22 protein-coding genes are annotated in these 17,711 nt (G+C 44.5%); 13 read left to right on the top strand and 9 right to left on the bottom strand.

Translation table 11 applies throughout. The features are described from left to right. Positions 1 to 206: 206 nt before the first annotated feature. Positions 207 to 1,454, bottom strand: a complete 1,248-nt coding sequence (locus L9Q39_RS12305; protein WP_237485575.1) for a cyclic di-GMP phosphodiesterase — start codon at positions 1,452 to 1,454, stop codon at positions 207 to 209. A 273-nt stretch (positions 1,455 to 1,727) separates the two neighbouring features. Here L9Q39_RS12305 and L9Q39_RS12310 point away from each other — a divergent pair, with 273 nt between their 5' ends. Then, on the top strand, positions 1,728 to 2,540 hold the full coding sequence (locus L9Q39_RS12310) for a formate/nitrite transporter family protein (protein ID WP_237485325.1): 813 nt from the start codon (positions 1,728 to 1,730) through the stop codon (positions 2,538 to 2,540). A gap of 64 nt (positions 2,541 to 2,604) precedes the next feature. Here the strand turns inward: L9Q39_RS12310 and L9Q39_RS12315 are convergent, their stop codons facing one another. The 8 genes from L9Q39_RS12315 to mlaF form a co-directional block, all read right to left on the bottom strand. Further along, positions 2,605 to 3,330 carry a 1-acylglycerol-3-phosphate O-acyltransferase gene (locus tag L9Q39_RS12315; RefSeq protein ID WP_237485326.1) on the bottom strand — a complete coding sequence of 242 codons (726 nt, stop codon included), beginning with the start codon at positions 3,328 to 3,330 and terminating at the stop codon, positions 2,605 to 2,607. A gap of 71 nt (positions 3,331 to 3,401) precedes the next feature. Next, the gene (murA, locus tag L9Q39_RS12320; RefSeq protein ID WP_237485327.1) at positions 3,402 to 4,667 is read right to left on the bottom strand and encodes a UDP-N-acetylglucosamine 1-carboxyvinyltransferase; all 1,266 of its coding nucleotides are present in this window, start codon (positions 4,665 to 4,667) and stop codon (positions 3,402 to 3,404) included. 10 nt (positions 4,668 to 4,677) lie between these two features. Continuing rightward, positions 4,678 to 4,932 (bottom strand): BolA family iron metabolism protein IbaG, encoded by a 255-nt coding sequence (gene ibaG, locus L9Q39_RS12325; protein WP_237485328.1) that lies wholly within the window; start codon positions 4,930 to 4,932, stop codon positions 4,678 to 4,680. 9 nt (positions 4,933 to 4,941) lie between these two features. Continuing rightward, positions 4,942 to 5,244 (bottom strand): STAS domain-containing protein, encoded by a 303-nt coding sequence (locus L9Q39_RS12330; protein WP_237485329.1) that lies wholly within the window; start codon positions 5,242 to 5,244, stop codon positions 4,942 to 4,944. Next, positions 5,244 to 5,888, bottom strand: a complete 645-nt coding sequence (locus L9Q39_RS12335) for an MlaC/ttg2D family ABC transporter substrate-binding protein (RefSeq protein WP_237485330.1) — start codon at positions 5,886 to 5,888, stop codon at positions 5,244 to 5,246. Before L9Q39_RS12335 ends, L9Q39_RS12330 begins: the two co-directional genes overlap by 1 nt. A 10-nt stretch (positions 5,889 to 5,898) precedes the next feature. Then, complete coding sequence (mlaD, locus tag L9Q39_RS12340; RefSeq protein WP_237485331.1) at positions 5,899 to 6,378, bottom strand: outer membrane lipid asymmetry maintenance protein MlaD; 480 nt, start codon at positions 6,376 to 6,378, stop codon at positions 5,899 to 5,901. A gap of 16 nt (positions 6,379 to 6,394) precedes the next feature. Further along, on the bottom strand, positions 6,395 to 7,174 hold the full coding sequence (gene mlaE / locus L9Q39_RS12345; RefSeq protein WP_237485332.1) for a lipid asymmetry maintenance ABC transporter permease subunit MlaE: 780 nt from the start codon (positions 7,172 to 7,174) through the stop codon (positions 6,395 to 6,397). Then, positions 7,174 to 7,971: a phospholipid ABC transporter ATP-binding protein MlaF gene (gene mlaF / locus L9Q39_RS12350; protein WP_237485333.1), complete on the bottom strand. Its 798-nt coding sequence runs from the start codon at positions 7,969 to 7,971 to the stop codon at positions 7,174 to 7,176. The genes mlaE and mlaF overlap by 1 nt, the downstream gene beginning before the upstream one ends. Before the next feature lie 373 nt (positions 7,972 to 8,344). On the opposite strand from mlaF, the gene L9Q39_RS12355 reads away from it, so the two are divergent. The 12 genes from L9Q39_RS12355 to mgtE all read left to right on the top strand — a co-directional run bounded on the left by L9Q39_RS12355 (position 8,345) and on the right by mgtE (position 17,592). Beyond that, entirely contained in the window at positions 8,345 to 9,316 is a 972-nt protein-coding gene (locus L9Q39_RS12355) for a calcium/sodium antiporter (protein ID WP_237485334.1), read from the top strand. A gap of 11 nt (positions 9,317 to 9,327) precedes the next feature. Further along, complete coding sequence (locus L9Q39_RS12360; RefSeq protein WP_237485335.1) at positions 9,328 to 10,314, top strand: KpsF/GutQ family sugar-phosphate isomerase; 987 nt, start codon at positions 9,328 to 9,330, stop codon at positions 10,312 to 10,314. Continuing rightward, complete coding sequence (gene kdsC, locus L9Q39_RS12365) at positions 10,314 to 10,871, top strand: 3-deoxy-manno-octulosonate-8-phosphatase KdsC (protein ID WP_237485336.1); 558 nt, start codon at positions 10,314 to 10,316, stop codon at positions 10,869 to 10,871. Before L9Q39_RS12360 ends, kdsC begins: the two co-directional genes overlap by 1 nt. Then, positions 10,868 to 11,437, top strand: a complete 570-nt coding sequence (gene lptC / locus L9Q39_RS12370; RefSeq protein ID WP_237485337.1) for an LPS export ABC transporter periplasmic protein LptC — start codon at positions 10,868 to 10,870, stop codon at positions 11,435 to 11,437. The genes kdsC and lptC overlap by 4 nt, the downstream gene beginning before the upstream one ends. Next, positions 11,412 to 11,906, top strand: coding sequence for a lipopolysaccharide transport periplasmic protein LptA (gene lptA, locus L9Q39_RS12375; RefSeq protein ID WP_237485338.1), 495 nt, complete (start codon positions 11,412 to 11,414; stop codon positions 11,904 to 11,906). The genes lptC and lptA overlap by 26 nt, the downstream gene beginning before the upstream one ends. Positions 11,907 to 11,917: 11 nt before the next feature. Next, positions 11,918 to 12,643, top strand: coding sequence for an LPS export ABC transporter ATP-binding protein (lptB, locus tag L9Q39_RS12380; RefSeq protein WP_237485339.1), 726 nt, complete (start codon positions 11,918 to 11,920; stop codon positions 12,641 to 12,643). A 48-nt stretch (positions 12,644 to 12,691) separates the two neighbouring features. Further along, entirely contained in the window at positions 12,692 to 14,164 is a 1,473-nt protein-coding gene (locus L9Q39_RS12385) for an RNA polymerase factor sigma-54 (protein WP_237485340.1), read from the top strand. A gap of 25 nt (positions 14,165 to 14,189) precedes the next feature. Next, positions 14,190 to 14,477 carry a ribosome hibernation promoting factor gene (hpf, locus tag L9Q39_RS12390; RefSeq protein WP_237485341.1) on the top strand — a complete coding sequence of 96 codons (288 nt, stop codon included), beginning with the start codon at positions 14,190 to 14,192 and terminating at the stop codon, positions 14,475 to 14,477. A 1-nt stretch (position 14,478) separates the two neighbouring features. Next, positions 14,479 to 14,925, top strand: coding sequence for a PTS IIA-like nitrogen regulatory protein PtsN (ptsN, locus tag L9Q39_RS12395; RefSeq protein ID WP_237485342.1), 447 nt, complete (start codon positions 14,479 to 14,481; stop codon positions 14,923 to 14,925). 18 nt (positions 14,926 to 14,943) lie between these two features. Further along, positions 14,944 to 15,801, top strand: a complete 858-nt coding sequence (gene rapZ / locus L9Q39_RS12400; protein ID WP_237485343.1) for an RNase adapter RapZ — start codon at positions 14,944 to 14,946, stop codon at positions 15,799 to 15,801. A gap of 14 nt (positions 15,802 to 15,815) precedes the next feature. Beyond that, positions 15,816 to 16,091, top strand: a complete 276-nt coding sequence (locus L9Q39_RS12405; protein WP_237485344.1) for an HPr family phosphocarrier protein — start codon at positions 15,816 to 15,818, stop codon at positions 16,089 to 16,091. 142 nt (positions 16,092 to 16,233) lie between these two features. Next, entirely contained in the window at positions 16,234 to 17,592 is a 1,359-nt protein-coding gene (gene mgtE / locus L9Q39_RS12410) for a magnesium transporter (RefSeq protein WP_237485345.1), read from the top strand. Positions 17,593 to 17,711 lie beyond the last annotated feature (119 nt).

A 17,711-nucleotide genomic window follows, 5' to 3' on the forward strand; every position in this document is an offset into this window, starting at 1 on the left:
TTTCAACTTAATTTCTCTAACCTCTAGGAGGTTGACCTGTCACTGATTTGGTAGAGGTTTTAATGCCTCGTTCCCGTGTCAGCGAGGGTGCATTATAGAGATCGGATTCATCTTGGCAAGGCTTTTTTTACTGAAAATGGATTTTTTATTGCGTTTGGTTCTTTAATAGGCACAAAAGCGCAAAAGCGACCATTTTCTGGTTAATTTTAGCCTTTGTCACTTTCAAAGTAGTAAGAAACTCGGCTCCTCGGGTTCAGGTATTCTCTTACTTCCGGCGGCAATTTATCTGGATGTATGACTTTATCGACTTTTAGTTCTTTCTCTTCTAAGGCGATAATCGGAGCCTGCATCTTTGGAACATTTGGATCATAAAGGAGTACATTCGGGTTTAATAGGTTGCCGCTATTTACAGATACAACCAACCCAACCATCTTGTTGGTGAGTCTGACAATGGTTCCAGGTGGGTAAACTCCCATATACTTGATCAAGATATTGAGGTTTTCTTGATTGTACTCGTGCCTACACTGCTTAAATAAGTAGGACAGTGCCGCATAAGGTATCTTCTTTTCACTTGGAATATTATGGTGGCAGAGATTATCAAAGGCGTTGGCGACAGCAATGATCTGTGCCACTGGGTGGATCTGCTCTTTCTTTAAACCTTTCGGGTAACCACTACCATCAAACTTTTCATGGTGTTGGTCGATCACTTTGATCGTGGTTTCTGACAGCACTTCTATTTTATTGGCAAGGTCGACGCCATACTTGGTATGCATTTTATAATAATTGAGTTCGGGATCAGTCAGTGGCGTCACCTTTCTCAATATAGCGGGTGGGATCTTAATTTTACCAATATCATGAAATAGAGCGGCCATCGCCACTTGTTTTATCTGCTCACTATTCATTTTTTTAGCTTTCGCTATGATCATTGATAAAACTGCAACATTCAGGCTGTGAAAGTAGACGTCCTCAAACTCGCTTTTGCTACCGACAAGATGTAGTGCAACGTCTTCTTCGGCTAACAGTGTGTCGACAATATTTTCAACCAGAAACTGAGCCTCTTGCGCGGCTTGCTCTGGTCTATTGCGTAGTTTTGCCATCACTGAGCGAATCTGCGCCAGTGAACGTTCAAATTCTTTTTCACACTTTGCTACGCGACGCCTGTAACGGCTCAACTCTTCAATGCGTTTTTGCTTCTCTGCCCATAGTTTCTGAGCAGCATCATCTTGAGGAGCTTGTTCTTCCGGCTTTATTTCTTCAAAACTTCGTGGCGCAACATCACTGAGCTCGGGTGCTACGAAGACATACTTTAGCCCCAGATGCTTAATGACATGTATCTGGTCTTGGGATTTGATCTTGAATGTATTAAAAAGAAATGGATGCTCATTCCATTTCAGGGGAAGACGTACATGTAATCCTGGCTGAAGACGTTCTACCGAAACTTTAATGCTAGCCACATTACCTCTTTGCTTCATTATTATCTCGTTGGCGAATTGTAGTTAACTCTTAACATTAATTCATCTAATTCTTTCATGCTTTCACTGCGTCTATCTAAGACTTTTCATGCACAGTATCTAAACATCCATTGCTTAAATTTAAAGCAAATCGACATCTAATAACTGACCACTTGCAAATATTACAATTTATTTCAACCGGTTACAGCATTATGTGAAGTGGCACGTACTTTGCGTTAATTCTATAGAGTCTATTTATTAATACAAGGATGCTATATGGCTTATTTAGAACCCAATGAGTTTGTGAAAAAGATGGTCGACTCTGGAGAGTCGAAAGTTTTTATGTCAACAAAAGATACCTTAATTAGAGCTTTTATGGCCGGCGCTATTCTGGCTCTCGCCGCCATGTTTGCGATCACAGTAACCATTCAATCTGGTTCAGCTCTGGTTGGCGCGATTCTCTTCCCCGTTGGATTTATCATGCTCTATTTAATGAAATTCGACCTTCTTACTGGTGTTTTTACTCTAGTACCACTTGCTCTCATAGATAAAAGACCCGGCGTTAACATGCAGCAATTACTCAGAAACTGGGGACTAGTCTTTGTGGGTAACTTTGCTGGCGCACTAACCGTTGCTGTGATGATGTCTTTTATACTGACTTATGGTTATAAAATTGATGGCGGTGCTATTGCTGCGAAAGTGAGTGCTATCGGTGAATCACGGACGGTGGGTTATCAGGCTCATGGTACAACGGGTTGGCTGACTATCTTTATAAGGGGCATGCTATGTAACTGGATGGTGTCAATGGGCGTCGTTGGCGCGATGATATCAACCACGGCTGGCGGTAAAATGTTGGCGATGTGGATGCCGATCATGCTGTTCTTCTTTATGGGTTTCGAACACTCAATTGTTAACATGTTCCTATTCCCATTCTCTATGATTATGGGCGGAGATTTTACTGTTGCTGAATACTTAATCTGGAATGAACTACCAACAGCATTGGGGAACTTGGTCGGAGGGTTCTGTTTTGTTGGCTTGCCTCTCTATCTTACACACGTTCGTACTAGTCCAAACAGACAGATGGCATAAGTTAAAAAATGAGGAGGCAATGCCTCCTCATTTTTTATCCCGCTTAATTTAGCACCCAACTACATTACTGCATATTGCGCTGTTGAACTTCTTCATCAAGTTGGGCAAGTTTCTCTTCCATCTGTTGACGGCAGATTTCAGCTAGTTGGCGAACATTCTCTTTTTCATACCCCTCAACAGAAACTGGTGGCAGCATCTCAATGATAACGTGACCATTATTCCACTTATTCAATTTGAGGTGATTGGTACTACTGCAAACGATAGGAATCACGGGAACATCGGCGCCAATTGCAGCATGAAATGCACCTGTTTTAAAAGGAAGTAACCCTCGACCACGCGAACGTGTGCCTTCTGGGAACATCCACACTGACAGATTACTGCTTTTTATACTGTCGACAACCTGATCAATCGTTCCTTTCGCTTTGCTACGGTTGGCACGATCAATCAAAATATTACCGGTTAGATAATAGAGCTGACCAAATAGTGGCATCCATACTAAACTCTTTTTACCCACGGTCACCACATTCGGAGTGACCGCAGAAGATACAGTGAAAAGGTCCCAGTTATTCTGGTGGTTAGCGATATAGACATGCTGACCACGCTGATACGCATCTTCGGGCAGACGCAGTTCCAATTTGATACCAAACACCTTGGACATCGCGCCAAAATAGCGACCAAATCTGAAGACGTGCTTTGGATTTCTTGGGCTTAGCAGACAGTATCCACACCCAAAAATAAACATTAAACACGCAAAAATCGCTACAGCAATGCAGCGAATCAAAGCAATCATTTTTTACTCCGACATTCCATTCAAAAAAGAGCCGAAACCAAAGGGTTCCGGCTCATTACATTGTTGGCTATTTATTCCGATCCTTCGACACGCTTTATGTTTGCACCTAAAGCAGACAACTTATCTTCTATTTTTTCATACCCACGATCGATATGATAAATACGGTCGACGATCGTCTCGCCTTGCGCAATACAGCCGGCAATCACTAAACTTGCCGATGCACGTAAGTCTGTCGCCATGACTTGAGCGCCACTTAGCGACTCTACATCACCGCAAATCACTGTGTTGCCTTCGATTTCGGCTTTCGCCCCCATGCGCATTAGCTCTGGTACGTGCATAAAGCGGTTTTCAAAAATGTTCTCGGTGATCACACCGCCGCCCTTGGCCAGCATATTAAGCAAAGTAAACTGAGCCTGCATATCCGTTGGGAAACCCGGATGTGGTGCGGTGCGAATCGAAACAGCTTGTAATTCACGACCCGTCATATCAAGTGAGATCCAATCATCTCCGGTCTCAATCTTGGCACCCGCTTCTTCTAACTTGGCCAATACGGCTTCAAGAAGGTGTGCATTGGTATTTTTACACACGACTTTACCGCCGGAGACCGCCGCTGCGACTAAAAAGGTACCGGTTTCAATACGGTCTGCAACAACAGTATGTTGACCGCCACCAAGACGCTCGACACCTTCAATGGTAATCGTATCTGTACCTGCGCCTGAAACCTTGGCACCAATTTGGTTTAAGAAGTCCGCGGTATCAACAATCTCTGGTTCACGAGCTGCGTTGTCCAATACCGTAGTACCCTCGGCAAGAGTCGCTGCACACATCACTGTAATAGTGGCACCAACACTCACTTTGTCCATTACGACATGAGCACCTTTAAGACGACCATCAACGCTTGCTTTTACATAGCCATCTTCTAATGTGATGTCAGCACCGAGTGCTTCAAGACCGTGAATATGCAAATCAACCGGTCGAGCACCGATAGCGCATCCACCCGGAAGAGAAACCTGTCCCTGACCAAAACGCGCTACAAGTGGACCCAATGCCCAAATCGACGCACGCATGGTCTTTACCAAGTCGTAAGGGGCGCAAAACTCGTTGATCCCGCTGCCGTCGACATGTACTGAACCATTACGACGCACCTTGGCACCTAAACGAGTCAGAAGTTGCATCGTGGTATCGATATCACGAAGATGTGGGACATTCGCTACTTCTACTGGCTCTTCTGCCAGAATCGAAGCAAATAAGATAGGAAGCGCTGCATTCTTGGCGCCTGAGATCGATACCTCACCAGATAGTGGTTGGTTCGATCCAATAACTTGAAACTTATCCATCAATAAAACCTTATAAAGACATCAGCTTTTTATCACGAGCCCACTCTTCTGGTGTGTAGGCTTTAATTGAAACTGCGTGGATGTCATTACGCTGAATATATTCCATAAGAGGTCCGTAGATCAGCTGTTGTTTCTTGACACGGCTCATGCCGTCGAACTGCGCATCAACAGCAATTACCTCATAGTGGCTACCTTCACCCTTTACATGTAGCTCTGCAAGATTTAATGCGTTTTGCAATAGTTCCTGTACTTTTGTGCTATCCACAAGATACTCCTAAATATGTTTCTCAATCACCGAATCTAGGTTGTATAATTCGATTAATATTTCTAGTTGTTTCGGTATGAAGCTGAGCATTATATGACACTTTCGATTTTTTGCATGCTCTAATAAGTGAATTAACATCACGAGTCCCGCAGAATCAAAGCGCGTTGTATGCTGCAATGACACCTCCAACTGCTCAACCGCAAACGGCAAGCTCATTACCTGCTGCCACAAGAACGGCACACTGGTATGTGTGATGTCCCCTTTCAATCGATAGTTACTCGCTTCAATAACTTCAATCGTTGCCGATGACATTACTTACTACCTTCAACGCGAATTGGAGTATCCGCTAATCTTTGTAGCTCTTCTGCAACAGACAAAATCCCCTCTTGGCGAATCTTACTATTCCACTCTGATTGCTTGCTAGATAGCAGACTCACGCCTTCCGCAATCATATCAAAGGCCTTCCACTCGCCCGATTTTTTATCTTTGCGCAGTTTAAACTCAAGTCTAATATTCGGTCTTGGGCTGTCCAAGATGGTCACTTGCACACCTGCAATGCTGGTTTGATCATCAATGACCGGTCGGTTTCCAAAACGGATCTCTTGACCATCGTACTGAGTTAAAACTTGAGCATACGAAGTCACAAGATAACCATGAAAAGCATTGATAAACGTCAATACATCCTCACGTTTTGCCCCTTTTAGATTAGGACCTAACAATTTAAGTGCGGCATAACGGTCATTGACGTAAGGCATCAGCTCTTCATTTACCACCACTTTTAGGTAGTCAGGATCGGCTTTTATCTTATCTTGCTCGGATTTCAAACGACCAAACGCATGCATTGATACCTGCTGCATCATGTTGTAAGGATCGGTTCTATCAATCTCGATATCCGCAGCAACACTACCAAAAGAAACCACGATTACAGCCAACCACGAAAAATACTTCTTAAACATACTACTGCTCCTACTTCGAATCATCACTGCCGCTAATGCTATACAATACCTGGCCGATCATATCTTCTAAGACTAGAGCAGACTTGGTGTCTTCGATACGGTCGCCATCGGATAAATAGCCTTCATCGTCAAAAATGAAACCCGGTACTAGTCCGATATATTGCTCACCGATCAATCCAGAGGTAAGAATCTGCGCACTCGACGTTTCAGGGAACTGATAATCACTATTTAGCGCTAACGTCACCGTCGGTAGATAACTTTCTTTATCTAACTGGATAGCGCTAACACGGCCAACAACCACTCCCCCAACTTTAACTGGGGAGCGAACTTTTAAACTGCCGATATTATCGAAGCGAGCTTCTAGGGTATAAGTATCGCTTGAACCTAACCCCTTTACGTCAGCAACTTGAAAAATCATAAACAAAATGGCGCAAAGCCCAATAAGAACAAAGCTACCAACCCATAATTCCAACTTACGTGTTTGTTGCATCGAATAATCCTTAAATTTAGCTGCCAAACATGAGGGCGGTAAGAATAAAATCTAGGCCTAAAACAGCCAGTGATGAGTGAACCACCGTTTTGGTGGTTGCACGGCTAATACCTTCGGAAGTCGGCAAGGCATCATAACCATTAAATAGAGCAATCCAAGTGACGGTAATAGCAAAGGCAACACATTTGATAAAGCTATTACCAATATCTTTGCCAAGCTCAACCGATGACTGCATTGCAGACCAGAAGCTGCCGTGATCCACGCCTTTCCAGTCAACCCCAACAACATGCGCGCCTAAAATCCCGACCGACATAAAAATCATCGCCAGCATAGGCATCGAGATCACACCCGCCCAAAATCGTGGCGACACCACTCGACGAATGGGGTCTATTGCCATCATTTCTAAGCTAGAGAGTTGCTCTGTTGTTTTCATTAGACCAATTTCTGCCGTCAAGGCAGAGCCAGCACGTCCAGCAAAAAGCAACGCCGTCACGACAGGTCCCAACTCTCTTAGCAGCGATAGCGCAACCATCTGTCCCAGGCTTCCTTCTGCACCATAGTCCACCAGCACGATATAGCCTTGCAGGCTCAACACCATACCGATAAATAGACCAGAAACCACAATAATCGCGAGAGACTGTACACCTAAGTTATGCAATTGTTTGAGTAGCAGGGGAAAATGCTTACTTGGCTGAGGCTTGGCAAACAACACTCCCATCAACATAAATGTAGCTCGCCCCCATGCATAACATAGGGATAACGTCTTATGACCCAAGCTTTGTATCCAATCGGACATCACGAAAACAACTCCTCAGCTAACGGTGGGCTAGGAAAGCGAAATGGCACCGGACCATCCGAGTTTCCTTGCAAAAATTGCTGAACACCCGCATCCGGATTATTACGCAAATCTTCCGGCGAGCCTTGAGCGATAATACGTCCATCGACCAACAAATAAGCCCAATCAGCTATCGACATCACCTCTGGAACATCATGAGAGACGACAATAGAGGTGAGGTTCAAGGCACGATTTAACTTACCAATAAGCTCAACCAAAATTCCCATAGTAATCGGGTCCTGACCAACAAACGGTTCGTCATACATGATTAACTCAGGATCAAGAGCAATCGCCCTTGCCAACGCTGCTCGCCGAGCCATACCGCCAGACAATTCACTGGGCATTAACTGTGAAGCACCACGTAGACCTACGGCTTCTAGCTTAAGCAGCGACAACGTTCGAATCATTTCTTCGCTAAGTTCCGTATGCTCTCGAAGAGGAAATGCCACATTTTCCAGTACATTGAGGTCAGTAAAGAGTGCTCCCGACTGAAACAACATGCCCATTTTTTTGCGTACTTGGTAAAGGCGTTTTCTAGACAAGGCAGGAATGTTGTCGGATTCAAAACAGATCTCACCTTTATCCGGTTGAAGTTGACCGCCGATCAATCTTAATAATGTCGTTTTACCAATCCCTGACGGTCCCATAATCGCGGTGACTTTTCCTCTAGGCACATCCAAGCTGATGTCATCGAAGATAACACGCTCTCCGCGAGTAAAAGAGAGACCTTTCACTGACACCAAGCTATTGTTTAACATACCATTCCTTTCTGATGAACCGGAAATCAAGAAGCATCAATATTAGTCTGACCTGAAGATGAATGAAACCCGAGGATACAATTACTGACATAATTTCATCTACAATAAATGCTCTATATCAAAAATTTACCCATTTTAACGTGGTTAAAGACGCAAAATGCGAGAACGACGAGATAATGCTGAGAGGGCTAAATAATGCGACTCCATAAATTTTAGTTGTAGACTTAACTTATACCCAATAACCGTCAGCATGAGTGCAACAAGGCCAGACGCGGTATAATTACTAATTTATTGATTGATATACTTCCATTTTGGCACGCAAGCCGTAGAATTAGCCGCCAAATATCTTTATTAAACACCATGGATATCCCAAATGCTTGAAGCTGTCGTTTTTCTTATTATTGGTCTGGTTTTTCTAGTCTGGAGTGCAGACAAACTGGTTTTTGGGTCAGCTGCTTTAGCAAGGAACTTTGGGATATCCCCCCTCGTTATTGGTATGACGATTCTAGCGATGGGATCATCCGCTCCTGAGATGATGGTATCTGCGACTGCCGCACTGGATGGAAAAACTGACACCGCAGTGGGCAACGTCTTAGGCTCCAACATTGCCAATATCGCACTTATCTTAGGTATTACTGCACTTATCAAGCCTTTATCTATCTCTTCCGCGGTGCTTAAGCGAGAACTGCCGCTGATGATTGTTGTCACACTCATTGCTGGCGCCCTACTTTGGGATAACTATTTGGGCTTCTATGAAGGTGTATTACTCGTTGTACTATTTTTAGCCTTTATCATCACCATGCTAAGAATCAGCCAAGCAGAAAAAGCCAAAGGCGGCAGCGATGCCATGCTCGAAGAGCAAGAGTCTGAAGTACCAGAGGGCGTTAGCAACGGCAAAGCTGCCATGTGGGTTGTGATCGGCTTAATTGTGCTACCACTCGCCGCCGATCGATTGGTTGATAGTGCGGTCACGATTGCTCAGTATTTCGGAATGAGCGATCTCGTGATCGGTTTAACCATCATCGCTATCGGTACCAGCTTGCCTGAACTGGCCGCTTCTCTTGCTGGCGTATTGAAAGGCGAAGATGATATGGCTGTGGGCAATATTATCGGCTCCAACGTGTTTAACATCCTTGCCGTAATGGGACTACCAGGTCTTATCAATCCTTCGGTACTCAGTGAATATGCAATGGGGCGTGACTTCTGGGTTATGCTAGCGGTTTCTTTACTGTTAGTGGTGATGGCCTTAGGCAAATCCAAGAGCATTAATCGCATTGAAGGTGGCATCCTAATCGTGCTCTTCATTGGTTATCAGGTTTATCTATTTGCAAACATGGCAGCATAAGGGCGAATTTCATGTCTAGATTTGATTATATCCAAAGTGCTAAGCGGGTGTTGGATATTGAAGTACAAGCGCTGAAACATATTGAACACTATTTCGATGACCAATTTGCTGCCGTTTGTGACACTATTCTCAATCATGCAGGTAAAGTCATTGTCATGGGCATGGGGAAATCCGGTCACATCGGCAAAAAGATAGCGGCGACGCTCGCGAGCACGGGCACCTCAGCATTTTTTGTTCATCCCGGCGAAGCAGCGCATGGCGATCTTGGTATGGTTGAAGCCAAAGACCTCGTGATCGCAATTTCAAACTCAGGCGAATCGGATGAAATCTTGGGTTTGTTTCCAGTATTTAAGCGCTTGGGTATTCGCACCGTCAGCATGACTGGAAAACCAGAATCAAGCATGGCTAAACTGTCTGACTTCCACTTACAAATTACAGTTCCTAAAGAAGCTTGTCCTCTCGGTTTAGCACCGACCTCAAGTTCAACCGCCACTCTTGTGATGGGGGACGCCTTGGCGGTCGCGCTGCTTGAAGCGCGTGGATTTAATGAACAGGATTTTGCCCTTTCTCATCCTGGTGGGGCATTAGGTCGTAAATTACTACTAAAATTAAGCGATATTATGCACTCTGGTGATGCATTACCGACTGTCAGTGCCGACACCTTAGTCCGCGATGCGCTATTAGAAATCTCTGATAAAGGTTTAGGTATGACCACCATCATTGATGAACATCAACATCTATTGGGTCTATTCACCGACGGTGATTTGCGGCGTATTTTAGATAAGCGCATCGATATTCACACCACTAAAATTGGTGAAGTCATGACAGAAAACCCAACCACGACCTCTCCACACCTATTAGCGGCAGAGGGTCTCCATCTTATGCAGTCCAAGAACATCAATGGTTTAATCTTAGTCGAACAAGGTAAACTAGCGGGACAAGACAAAGTAGTGGGCGCATTAAATATGCATGATCTATTAAAAGCAGGGGTCGTCTAATGACACAAAAAATTGAAACACTTTATGGTCCAGTAGATAAAAACATTGTCGAGATTGCCGCCAAGATAAAGCTATTAATCTGCGACGTCGACGGTGTGTTCTCTGACGGTTTGGTCTTTATGGGCAACCAGGGCGAAGAACTGAAAACCTTTCATACTCGTGACGGCTATGGCATTAAGTCATTAATGAATGCTGGCATCGAAATCGCGATCATTACCGGTAGACAGTCTCAAATCGTCGAAAATCGCATGAATGCTTTAGGCATAGAACTCATCTATCAAGGACAAGACAATAAGCTCCAAGCGTATCAGGATATTGTTTCTAAACTGAATATCGCTCCTGAGCACACCGCCTACATTGGTGATGACTTGATTGATTGGCCAGTAATGGAAAAAGTCGCGCTGGGAGTCTGCGTTGCTGATGGGCACCCATTGCTGCAACGTAAAGCGATCCATACCACAACCATTCCTGGCGGACGGGGCGCGGTACGTGAAGTGTGTGACCTGATATTAGAAGCAAAAGGCGAACTAGAGACTCATAAGGGTCTCAGTATATGAGTTTGTCTCGTATTCTATATGGGGTACTGGTGTTGATTTCCATCGGTTGTGGCTACTACCTTTGGACTAACGAAGATGATTCGGTTATTACCGTGAATCCAGGCATTGAAATGCCTGCATTCAACGCGCGCAATCTTCAAAACGTGGCTTACACCAATAATGGTATGCGCAGCTATAGCATTAGTTCGTCACATCTTTCTCACTTTGCTAAAAAAGAAGAGACAATCTTTGATTACCCCGTATTGCGTATTTTCGCTGATGGCAGCACGCAGGAATGGGAAATATCAGCAAACCGAGCAGTATTAGATAAGGATGAAGTATTGACACTTTATGGTAATGTGATTGCTAGAAATCTGTTACCTGAATCCGGTTTCGATACTTTATCAACAGAGCAGATGGGTATTCAGTTAGACAATCGCGACTTTTGGGCGGATACTGACACCCTTCTACTCGGCCCACAATTTGAAACGCAAGGTGCGGCAATGAAAGGAAATTTTGCCAATCACCTTGCCGAGCTCTACAAAAAAGTGAACAGCAAATATGAAATTCTCTCACCTCAGTATTAGTCTTTGTGTTTTATTTTCGGCCTCTGCCTTTGCTCTATCAACGGATACAAAGCAGCCCGTTTATATTGATTCAGATACACAACAGCTTGATATGAAGAGTAATCAAGTGACGTTTGCCGGTGATGTTAAGTTGAAACAGGGAAGCATCAACATTAATGCCGATAAGATTATCGTCACTCGCGATGCAAAGACGGGGGAAATTCAAGATATCGAGGGTTTCGGAAAGCCTGCGACATTTTCCCAATTAACAGACGATGGCAAAGAACTGAAAGGCGAAGCTGACACGTTGCGTTATTCACTCAAGCAAGATCGTCTGACAATGACCAGTAATGCAATGCTAGCGCAAGATGGCAACACTATCCGTGGTACGACGATCAATTACAGTATTTCAACCCAAAAACTGATCGCCGATGGTAGCTCCAAAGAGCGTGTATCTACCGTACTACAACCGCAACAAATTCAAGAGTAAGCAGCACAGTTATGGCGCTATTAAAAGCATCTCACTTAGCGAAAAGTTATAAAAATAGAAAGGTCGTTTCCGACGTTAGTCTCTCGGTTGAATCTGGACAGATTGTCGGTCTTCTTGGTCCTAACGGAGCAGGAAAAACCACCTCGTTTTATATGATTGTCGGCTTAGTTGCGCGAGATGAAGGGACCATTTCTATCGATGGCGAAGACATCAGCGTACTTCCTATGCACAGCCGTGCGCGTATGGGGATTGGTTATCTCCCTCAAGAAGCCTCTATTTTTCGTAAACTGAGTGTTGAAAACAACATCATGGCGGTACTTCAAACGCGAAAAGAGCTGACTGAAGAGGAACGCCAAGACCGACTAGAAGATTTATTGGATGAGTTTAATATCCAGCATATTCGAGCAAGTGCAGGTATGGCTCTCTCCGGTGGTGAAAGAAGACGAGTAGAAATCGCTAGAGCTTTGGCTGCAAACCCGCAGTTTATTCTGCTTGATGAACCCTTTGCTGGGGTTGACCCAATCTCAGTTATTGATATAAAGAAAATTATAGAACACTTGCGCGACAGAGGCTTAGGTGTTTTGATAACTGACCACAACGTTCGCGAAACATTGGATGTTTGTGAAAAAGCCTACATAGTTAGCCAAGGTCATCTCATTGCCGAAGGCTCACCGGAAGATGTTCTCAATAATGAGCATGTAAAACAGGTTTATCTCGGTGAACAATTCAGACTATGATTAAATAGGCGTGTGTAGAAATTTTTAATAATAGGCCAACAACACTTAATGAAACCCTCATTACAACTCAAGCTAGGTCAACAATTAGCGATGACACCTCAACTGCAACAGGCTATTCGCTTGCTGCAGTTGTCGACGCTTGATCTGCAACAAGAGATTCAAGAGGCGTTAGATTCTAACCCCTTACTCGATGTTGAAGAGTCAACGGATGACGTACCGGCCAACGAAGAAAAGAACTCATCTGAAGGCAAAGAAGAGGCCGAAGTCAGCGCCGACATCCTTAGCGAACCTGATCTAAAAGATAGCTCAGAACAGATAGAGAAATCGGAAATTTCTAACGAACTAGAAATGGATACCACTTGGGATGACGTCTACAGCGCGAACACGGGGAATACCGGTATCGCCCTTGACGACGACATGCCTATCTACCAAGGTGAAACCACTCAGTCTCTGCAAGACTATCTTGTTTGGCAGTTAGGTCTAACCCCTTTCTCGGAAATCGATCGCGCCATTGCTCTCGCCATCATCGACGCTGTCGATAACTACGGATACCTCACCCTAAGCTGCGAAGAGATCTTAGACAGTCTTGATATTGAAGATGTCGAACTGGACGAAGTGGTTGCGGTAAAAAAACGCGTTCAGCAATTTGATCCTCTGGGTGTTGCCTCGGTTAACTTACAAGACTGCTTGTTGCTGCAACTAGCAACGTATCCAGAAGATACTCCATGGCTTACAGAAGCCAAGTTAGTCCTTACCAACCACATCGACCAACTCGGTAATCGTGACTACAAGCTTGTCATCAAAGAGACTAAGCTTAAAGAAGCTGAATTACGAGAAGTGTTAAAACTGATTCAGCAACTCGACCCACGTCCGGGTAGCAAGATTACACCTGACGAAACAGAATACGTTGTACCTGACGTGTCGGTTTTCAAAGATCATGGTAAATGGGTGGTACAAATAAATCCAGACAGTGCACCGAAGCTCAAAGTGAATCAGCAGTATGCACAACTTGGAACGGGTAATAGCCCAGATAGTCAATACATTCGCTCCAATCTTCAAGAAGCGAAATGGTTAATTAAGAGCCTTGAGAGCCGTAATGAAACCCTGCTCAAAGTGGCAAAGTGTATCGTCGAACATCAACACGATTTCTTTGAGCATGGCGAAGAAGCAATGAAGCCGATGGTTCTCAATGACGTAGCTTTAGCTGTAGAAATGCATGAATCCACCATTTCTCGTGTAACAACACAGAAATACATGCATACACCCCGTGGAATTTTTGAACTTAAGTACTTTTTCTCGAGTCATGTCTCTACAGACAACGGTGGGGAATGCTCCTCTACTGCGATTCGAGCCTTAATCAAGAAGCTTGTCGCTGCGGAAAACCCAGCCAAGCCATTGAGTGATAGCAAAATTGCTACCCAACTGGCTGACCAAGGAATTCAGGTAGCTAGACGAACCATCGCTAAGTACCGTGAATCGTTGGGCATTGCCCCTTCCAGTCAGCGTAAACGCCTACTATAGGGCCACTAACCAAGAAGGAAAGTCTATGCAAATTCAAATTACAGGCCACCATGTCGATGTTACTGACGCAATGCAAGACTACGTTCAGAGTAAGTTCCAAAAGCTAGAGCGCTTTTTTGACCATATAAATAGTATTAATGTCATTTTAAAAGTTGAAAAATTAAACCAAATCGCAGAAGCTACGCTCCATGTGAACCAAGCCGAGATTCACGCTGCAGCAGACGATGAGAATATGTACGCTGCAATCGACGCTCTGGTCGATAAACTGGTTAGACAGTTGAACAAACACAAAGAAAAACTAAGTAGCCACTAACATGCAAATCAACGAAGTATTGACATTGGACTGCACCAAAAGTGCAGTCCAATGCACAAGCAAAAAACGTGCTTTAGAAATTATTAGTGAGATTGCCGCAGAACATACCGGACAAAATCCAACAGAACTGTTCGAATGTATGCTAAGTCGCGAAAAAGTCGGAAGTACAGGAATTGGCAACGGAATAGCCATTCCCCATGCGAGAATGCAAGACAGCGACAAAGCCGTCGCCGTTTTACTGCAATGCCAACAGCCCGTCGATTTCAACTCCATCGATAATCGCCCTGTTGACCTCATGTTTGCCCTGTTGGTGCCAGACGCACAGTGTAAAGAACATTTAAACACATTGTCATGTATGGCAGCGCGTTTAAATGATAAAACTGTTCTCAAACAACTGAGAAAAGCTCAAAGCGATCAAGAGCTATTCGATATCATCATTAGCCATTAATCATTGCCGGAATACAGTATGCGCTTAATCATAGTCAGTGGTCACTCAGGTGCAGGTAAAAGTGTTGCTCTTAGAGTGCTGGAAGATTTAGGGTATTACTGTGTCGATAACCTACCCGTTAGCCTTTTGGATTCTTTTGTTTCAACAACGAAAGACTCCAATCAAAACGTTGCCGTTAGCATTGATATTCGTAATTTGCCGACCAACCTCTCGAGTCTGTCTCTACAGCTTGAGCAAATAGGTAAGCAACATCAAATACAGGTCCTGTTCCTTGATGCTTCAAAAGAGGTATTACTGAAACGCTACAGCGAAACTCGTCGCATTCACCCTCTCTCGCAACTTGAAGATAAATTAAGCCTAGAGCAAGCTATCGATCGCGAGAAATGCTTACTCACACCTATCCGAGATCAAGCTGACTTTCTGATCGATTCCAGTCAGCAGTCTATTCACGACTTAAGTGAAAAAATTCGAGTCGAGCTTGAAGGCAAAGAAAAGCGCGATCTAGTTATGGTGTTTCAATCTTTTGGCTTTAAAAACGGTATGCCGCAAGATGCTGACTATGTATTTGATGTGCGATTTTTGCCTAACCCTCACTGGGAACCAGCTCTGCGACCATTTACCGGGTTAGATGAGCCCGTCATTGCATTTTTAGATGTTATCCCGGAAGTTGCTGAACTGCGTACCGATATCCAAAATTTCGTCGAGCGCTGGTTACCTATGCTAGAAAAAAACAACCGCAGCTACCTTACTGTGGCGATTGGTTGCACTGGCGGTAAACATCGTTCAGTCTATCTAACTGAAAAGTTGGGGCAGTATTTTATGAGCTTGGGACATCAAGTTAAAATTCGCCATACTTCATTAGAAGACAAAAAGTAGTAACAAGGAAGACAATGACACTCTCTCGCACCGTTCTTATTCAAAACCGCCTTGGTCTTCATGCTCGAGCGGCTGTAAAATTGGTTGAGCTAGCACAAAGCTTTGATGCAACACTCACCATCTGTAATCATGAGAACAAAGAAGCCACGGCTGATAGTGTCATGGGGCTGCTTATGCTTGAGTCGGCTCAAGGTGAAAACATCACGATCAAGTCGCAAGGAAAAGATGCCCAAGGCGCGCTTGATGCTGTATGTGAACTGGTAGAACATAGATTCGACGAAGAAGAATAATCCTCTGCTGCCGCCTCTCAACTGCTAAAATTAACCACACTCAGCAAACTCATGATTTGTTTATTAATCTAATTGGTTAGGCTCTATAATGAACATACGTTTATTAATCGACTGATCAATATATTTACCTTTAGGGGGATCAATGGCAGAGCAAATAGAATTCGACCAAGCTCACCAGACCCTACAAGAAGTAAGCGAGGCGCTTGAAAATGGGCGTTTCGTTTATGTTCGTAGACAACTTCAGGACATGGAACCTGAAGATATTGCACATCTTTTAGAAGCCTCACCCCGTAAAAGTCGTGAAGTTTTATGGCAGCTAACGGATCCTGAAGACTATGGTGAAATCCTCGATGAACTGAATGAGGATGTCAAAGATGGTCTTGTGTCCAAAATGGCACCAGAGAAGTTGGCCGAAGCAACTGAAGGGATGGACACCGATGACGTAGCGTATGTGTTACGTAGTCTCCCCGACGATGTTTCCCGCGAAGTCCTATCGCAAATGGACACCGCAGATCGACTCCGTGTCGAAACCGCCCTCTCTTATCCAGAGGATAGCGCCGGCGGCATTATGAATACCGACTTTATCACCATCCGTGGTGACGTCGATATTGATGTCGTGTTGCGTTACCTAAGAATGAAAGGTGAATTGCCGGAAGCCACCGATGCTCTCTATGTTATTGACGATGAAGACATGCTGATTGGTCACCTTTCTTTGGCCACACTTTTAACCAGCCAGCCCGATGTCAAAGTCGCCGATGTCATGGACGATGCCGATGAAGCTATCCATGTTGAAACGAGTGATTCCGATGTTGCCTCTTTGTTCGAACGTCGTGACTGGGTTTCAGCGCCGGTTGTTGACAGTCAACAGCATCTTGTCGGTCGTATTACCATTGATGATGTGGTCGATATCATTCGTGAAGATGCAGAACACTCAATGATGAGTATGGCAGGTATGGATGATGATGAAGATACCTTTGCACCCGTGGTGAAATCAGCCAGACGACGCAGTGTCTGGTTAGGCGCTAACGTATTAGCCGCGCTGGCTGCGGCTTCAGTCTCCAATATGTTTGAAGCGACCCTTGAACAAATGGCCGCTATTGCCATCTTAATGACCATCGTCCCATCTATGGGAGGTGTTGCCGGTAACCAAACGATCGCTCTAGTGATTCGCGGGCTCGCCTTGGGTCATATCGGTGATAGTAACCGGAGAGAACTGTTACTTAAAGAAGCTGCCATTGGCTTACTCAACGGTATTTTGTGGGCGCTGATTATTGGCGGTATTGTTGTCGCATGGAAGAGTAACTGGGTGCTGGGTGGCATCATCTCAGCCGCTATGCTAACCAACCTTGTGGTTGCGGGCATTGCTGGGGTAACCATTCCGATTTTATTAAAGAAACTCAATATCGATCCAGCCCTAGCTGGCGGAATGGCGCTAACCACGATTACTGACGTTGTGGGCTTATCGGTCTTTCTTGGCTTAGCGACACTGCTTATCACTTAGAGCGAGCATCACTTAGACCGAGCATGACTTAGACGGGACAGTACTTGGACTGGATATTACTTTGAGTTGTTCATTACGCAAAGGCTGCTTATCTCCAAGACAAATCGTCCCTTTGCCTA

It is taken from the genome of Vibrio hippocampi, assembly GCF_921292975.1.
GTDB classification, from domain to species: Bacteria; Pseudomonadota; Gammaproteobacteria; order Enterobacterales; family Vibrionaceae; genus Vibrio; species Vibrio hippocampi.

What these genes read in the sequence shown, in the direction of transcription:
- L9Q39_RS12310 (WP_237485325.1), top strand. Translation starts at nt 1,728, where the DNA reads ATGGCTTATTTAGAACCCAATGAGTTTGTGAAAAAGATGGTCGACTCT.
- L9Q39_RS12315 (WP_237485326.1), bottom strand. Translation starts at nt 3,330, where the DNA reads ATGATTGCTTTGATTCGCTGCATTGCTGTAGCGATTTTTGCGTGTTTA.
- murA (WP_237485327.1), bottom strand. Translation starts at nt 4,667, where the DNA reads ATGGATAAGTTTCAAGTTATTGGATCGAACCAACCACTATCTGGTGAG.
- L9Q39_RS12330 (WP_237485329.1), bottom strand. Translation starts at nt 5,244, where the DNA reads ATGTCATCGGCAACGATTGAAGTTATTGAAGCGAGTAACTATCGATTG.
- L9Q39_RS12335 (WP_237485330.1), bottom strand. Translation starts at nt 5,888, where the DNA reads ATGTTTAAGAAGTATTTTTCGTGGTTGGCTGTAATCGTGGTTTCTTTT.
- mlaD (WP_237485331.1), bottom strand. Translation starts at nt 6,378, where the DNA reads ATGCAACAAACACGTAAGTTGGAATTATGGGTTGGTAGCTTTGTTCTT.
- mlaE (WP_237485332.1), bottom strand. Translation starts at nt 7,174, where the DNA reads ATGTCCGATTGGATACAAAGCTTGGGTCATAAGACGTTATCCCTATGT.
- mlaF (WP_237485333.1), bottom strand. Translation starts at nt 7,971, where the DNA reads ATGTTAAACAATAGCTTGGTGTCAGTGAAAGGTCTCTCTTTTACTCGC.
- L9Q39_RS12355 (WP_237485334.1), top strand. Translation starts at nt 8,345, where the DNA reads ATGCTTGAAGCTGTCGTTTTTCTTATTATTGGTCTGGTTTTTCTAGTC.
- L9Q39_RS12360 (WP_237485335.1), top strand. Translation starts at nt 9,328, where the DNA reads ATGTCTAGATTTGATTATATCCAAAGTGCTAAGCGGGTGTTGGATATT.
- kdsC (WP_237485336.1), top strand. Translation starts at nt 10,314, where the DNA reads ATGACACAAAAAATTGAAACACTTTATGGTCCAGTAGATAAAAACATT.
- lptC (WP_237485337.1), top strand. Translation starts at nt 10,868, where the DNA reads ATGAGTTTGTCTCGTATTCTATATGGGGTACTGGTGTTGATTTCCATC.
- lptA (WP_237485338.1), top strand. Translation starts at nt 11,412, where the DNA reads ATGAAATTCTCTCACCTCAGTATTAGTCTTTGTGTTTTATTTTCGGCC.
- lptB (WP_237485339.1), top strand. Translation starts at nt 11,918, where the DNA reads ATGGCGCTATTAAAAGCATCTCACTTAGCGAAAAGTTATAAAAATAGA.
- L9Q39_RS12385 (WP_237485340.1), top strand. Translation starts at nt 12,692, where the DNA reads ATGAAACCCTCATTACAACTCAAGCTAGGTCAACAATTAGCGATGACA.
- hpf (WP_237485341.1), top strand. Translation starts at nt 14,190, where the DNA reads ATGCAAATTCAAATTACAGGCCACCATGTCGATGTTACTGACGCAATG.
- ptsN (WP_237485342.1), top strand. Translation starts at nt 14,479, where the DNA reads ATGCAAATCAACGAAGTATTGACATTGGACTGCACCAAAAGTGCAGTC.
- rapZ (WP_237485343.1), top strand. Translation starts at nt 14,944, where the DNA reads ATGCGCTTAATCATAGTCAGTGGTCACTCAGGTGCAGGTAAAAGTGTT.
- L9Q39_RS12405 (WP_237485344.1), top strand. Translation starts at nt 15,816, where the DNA reads ATGACACTCTCTCGCACCGTTCTTATTCAAAACCGCCTTGGTCTTCAT.
- mgtE (WP_237485345.1), top strand. Translation starts at nt 16,234, where the DNA reads ATGGCAGAGCAAATAGAATTCGACCAAGCTCACCAGACCCTACAAGAA.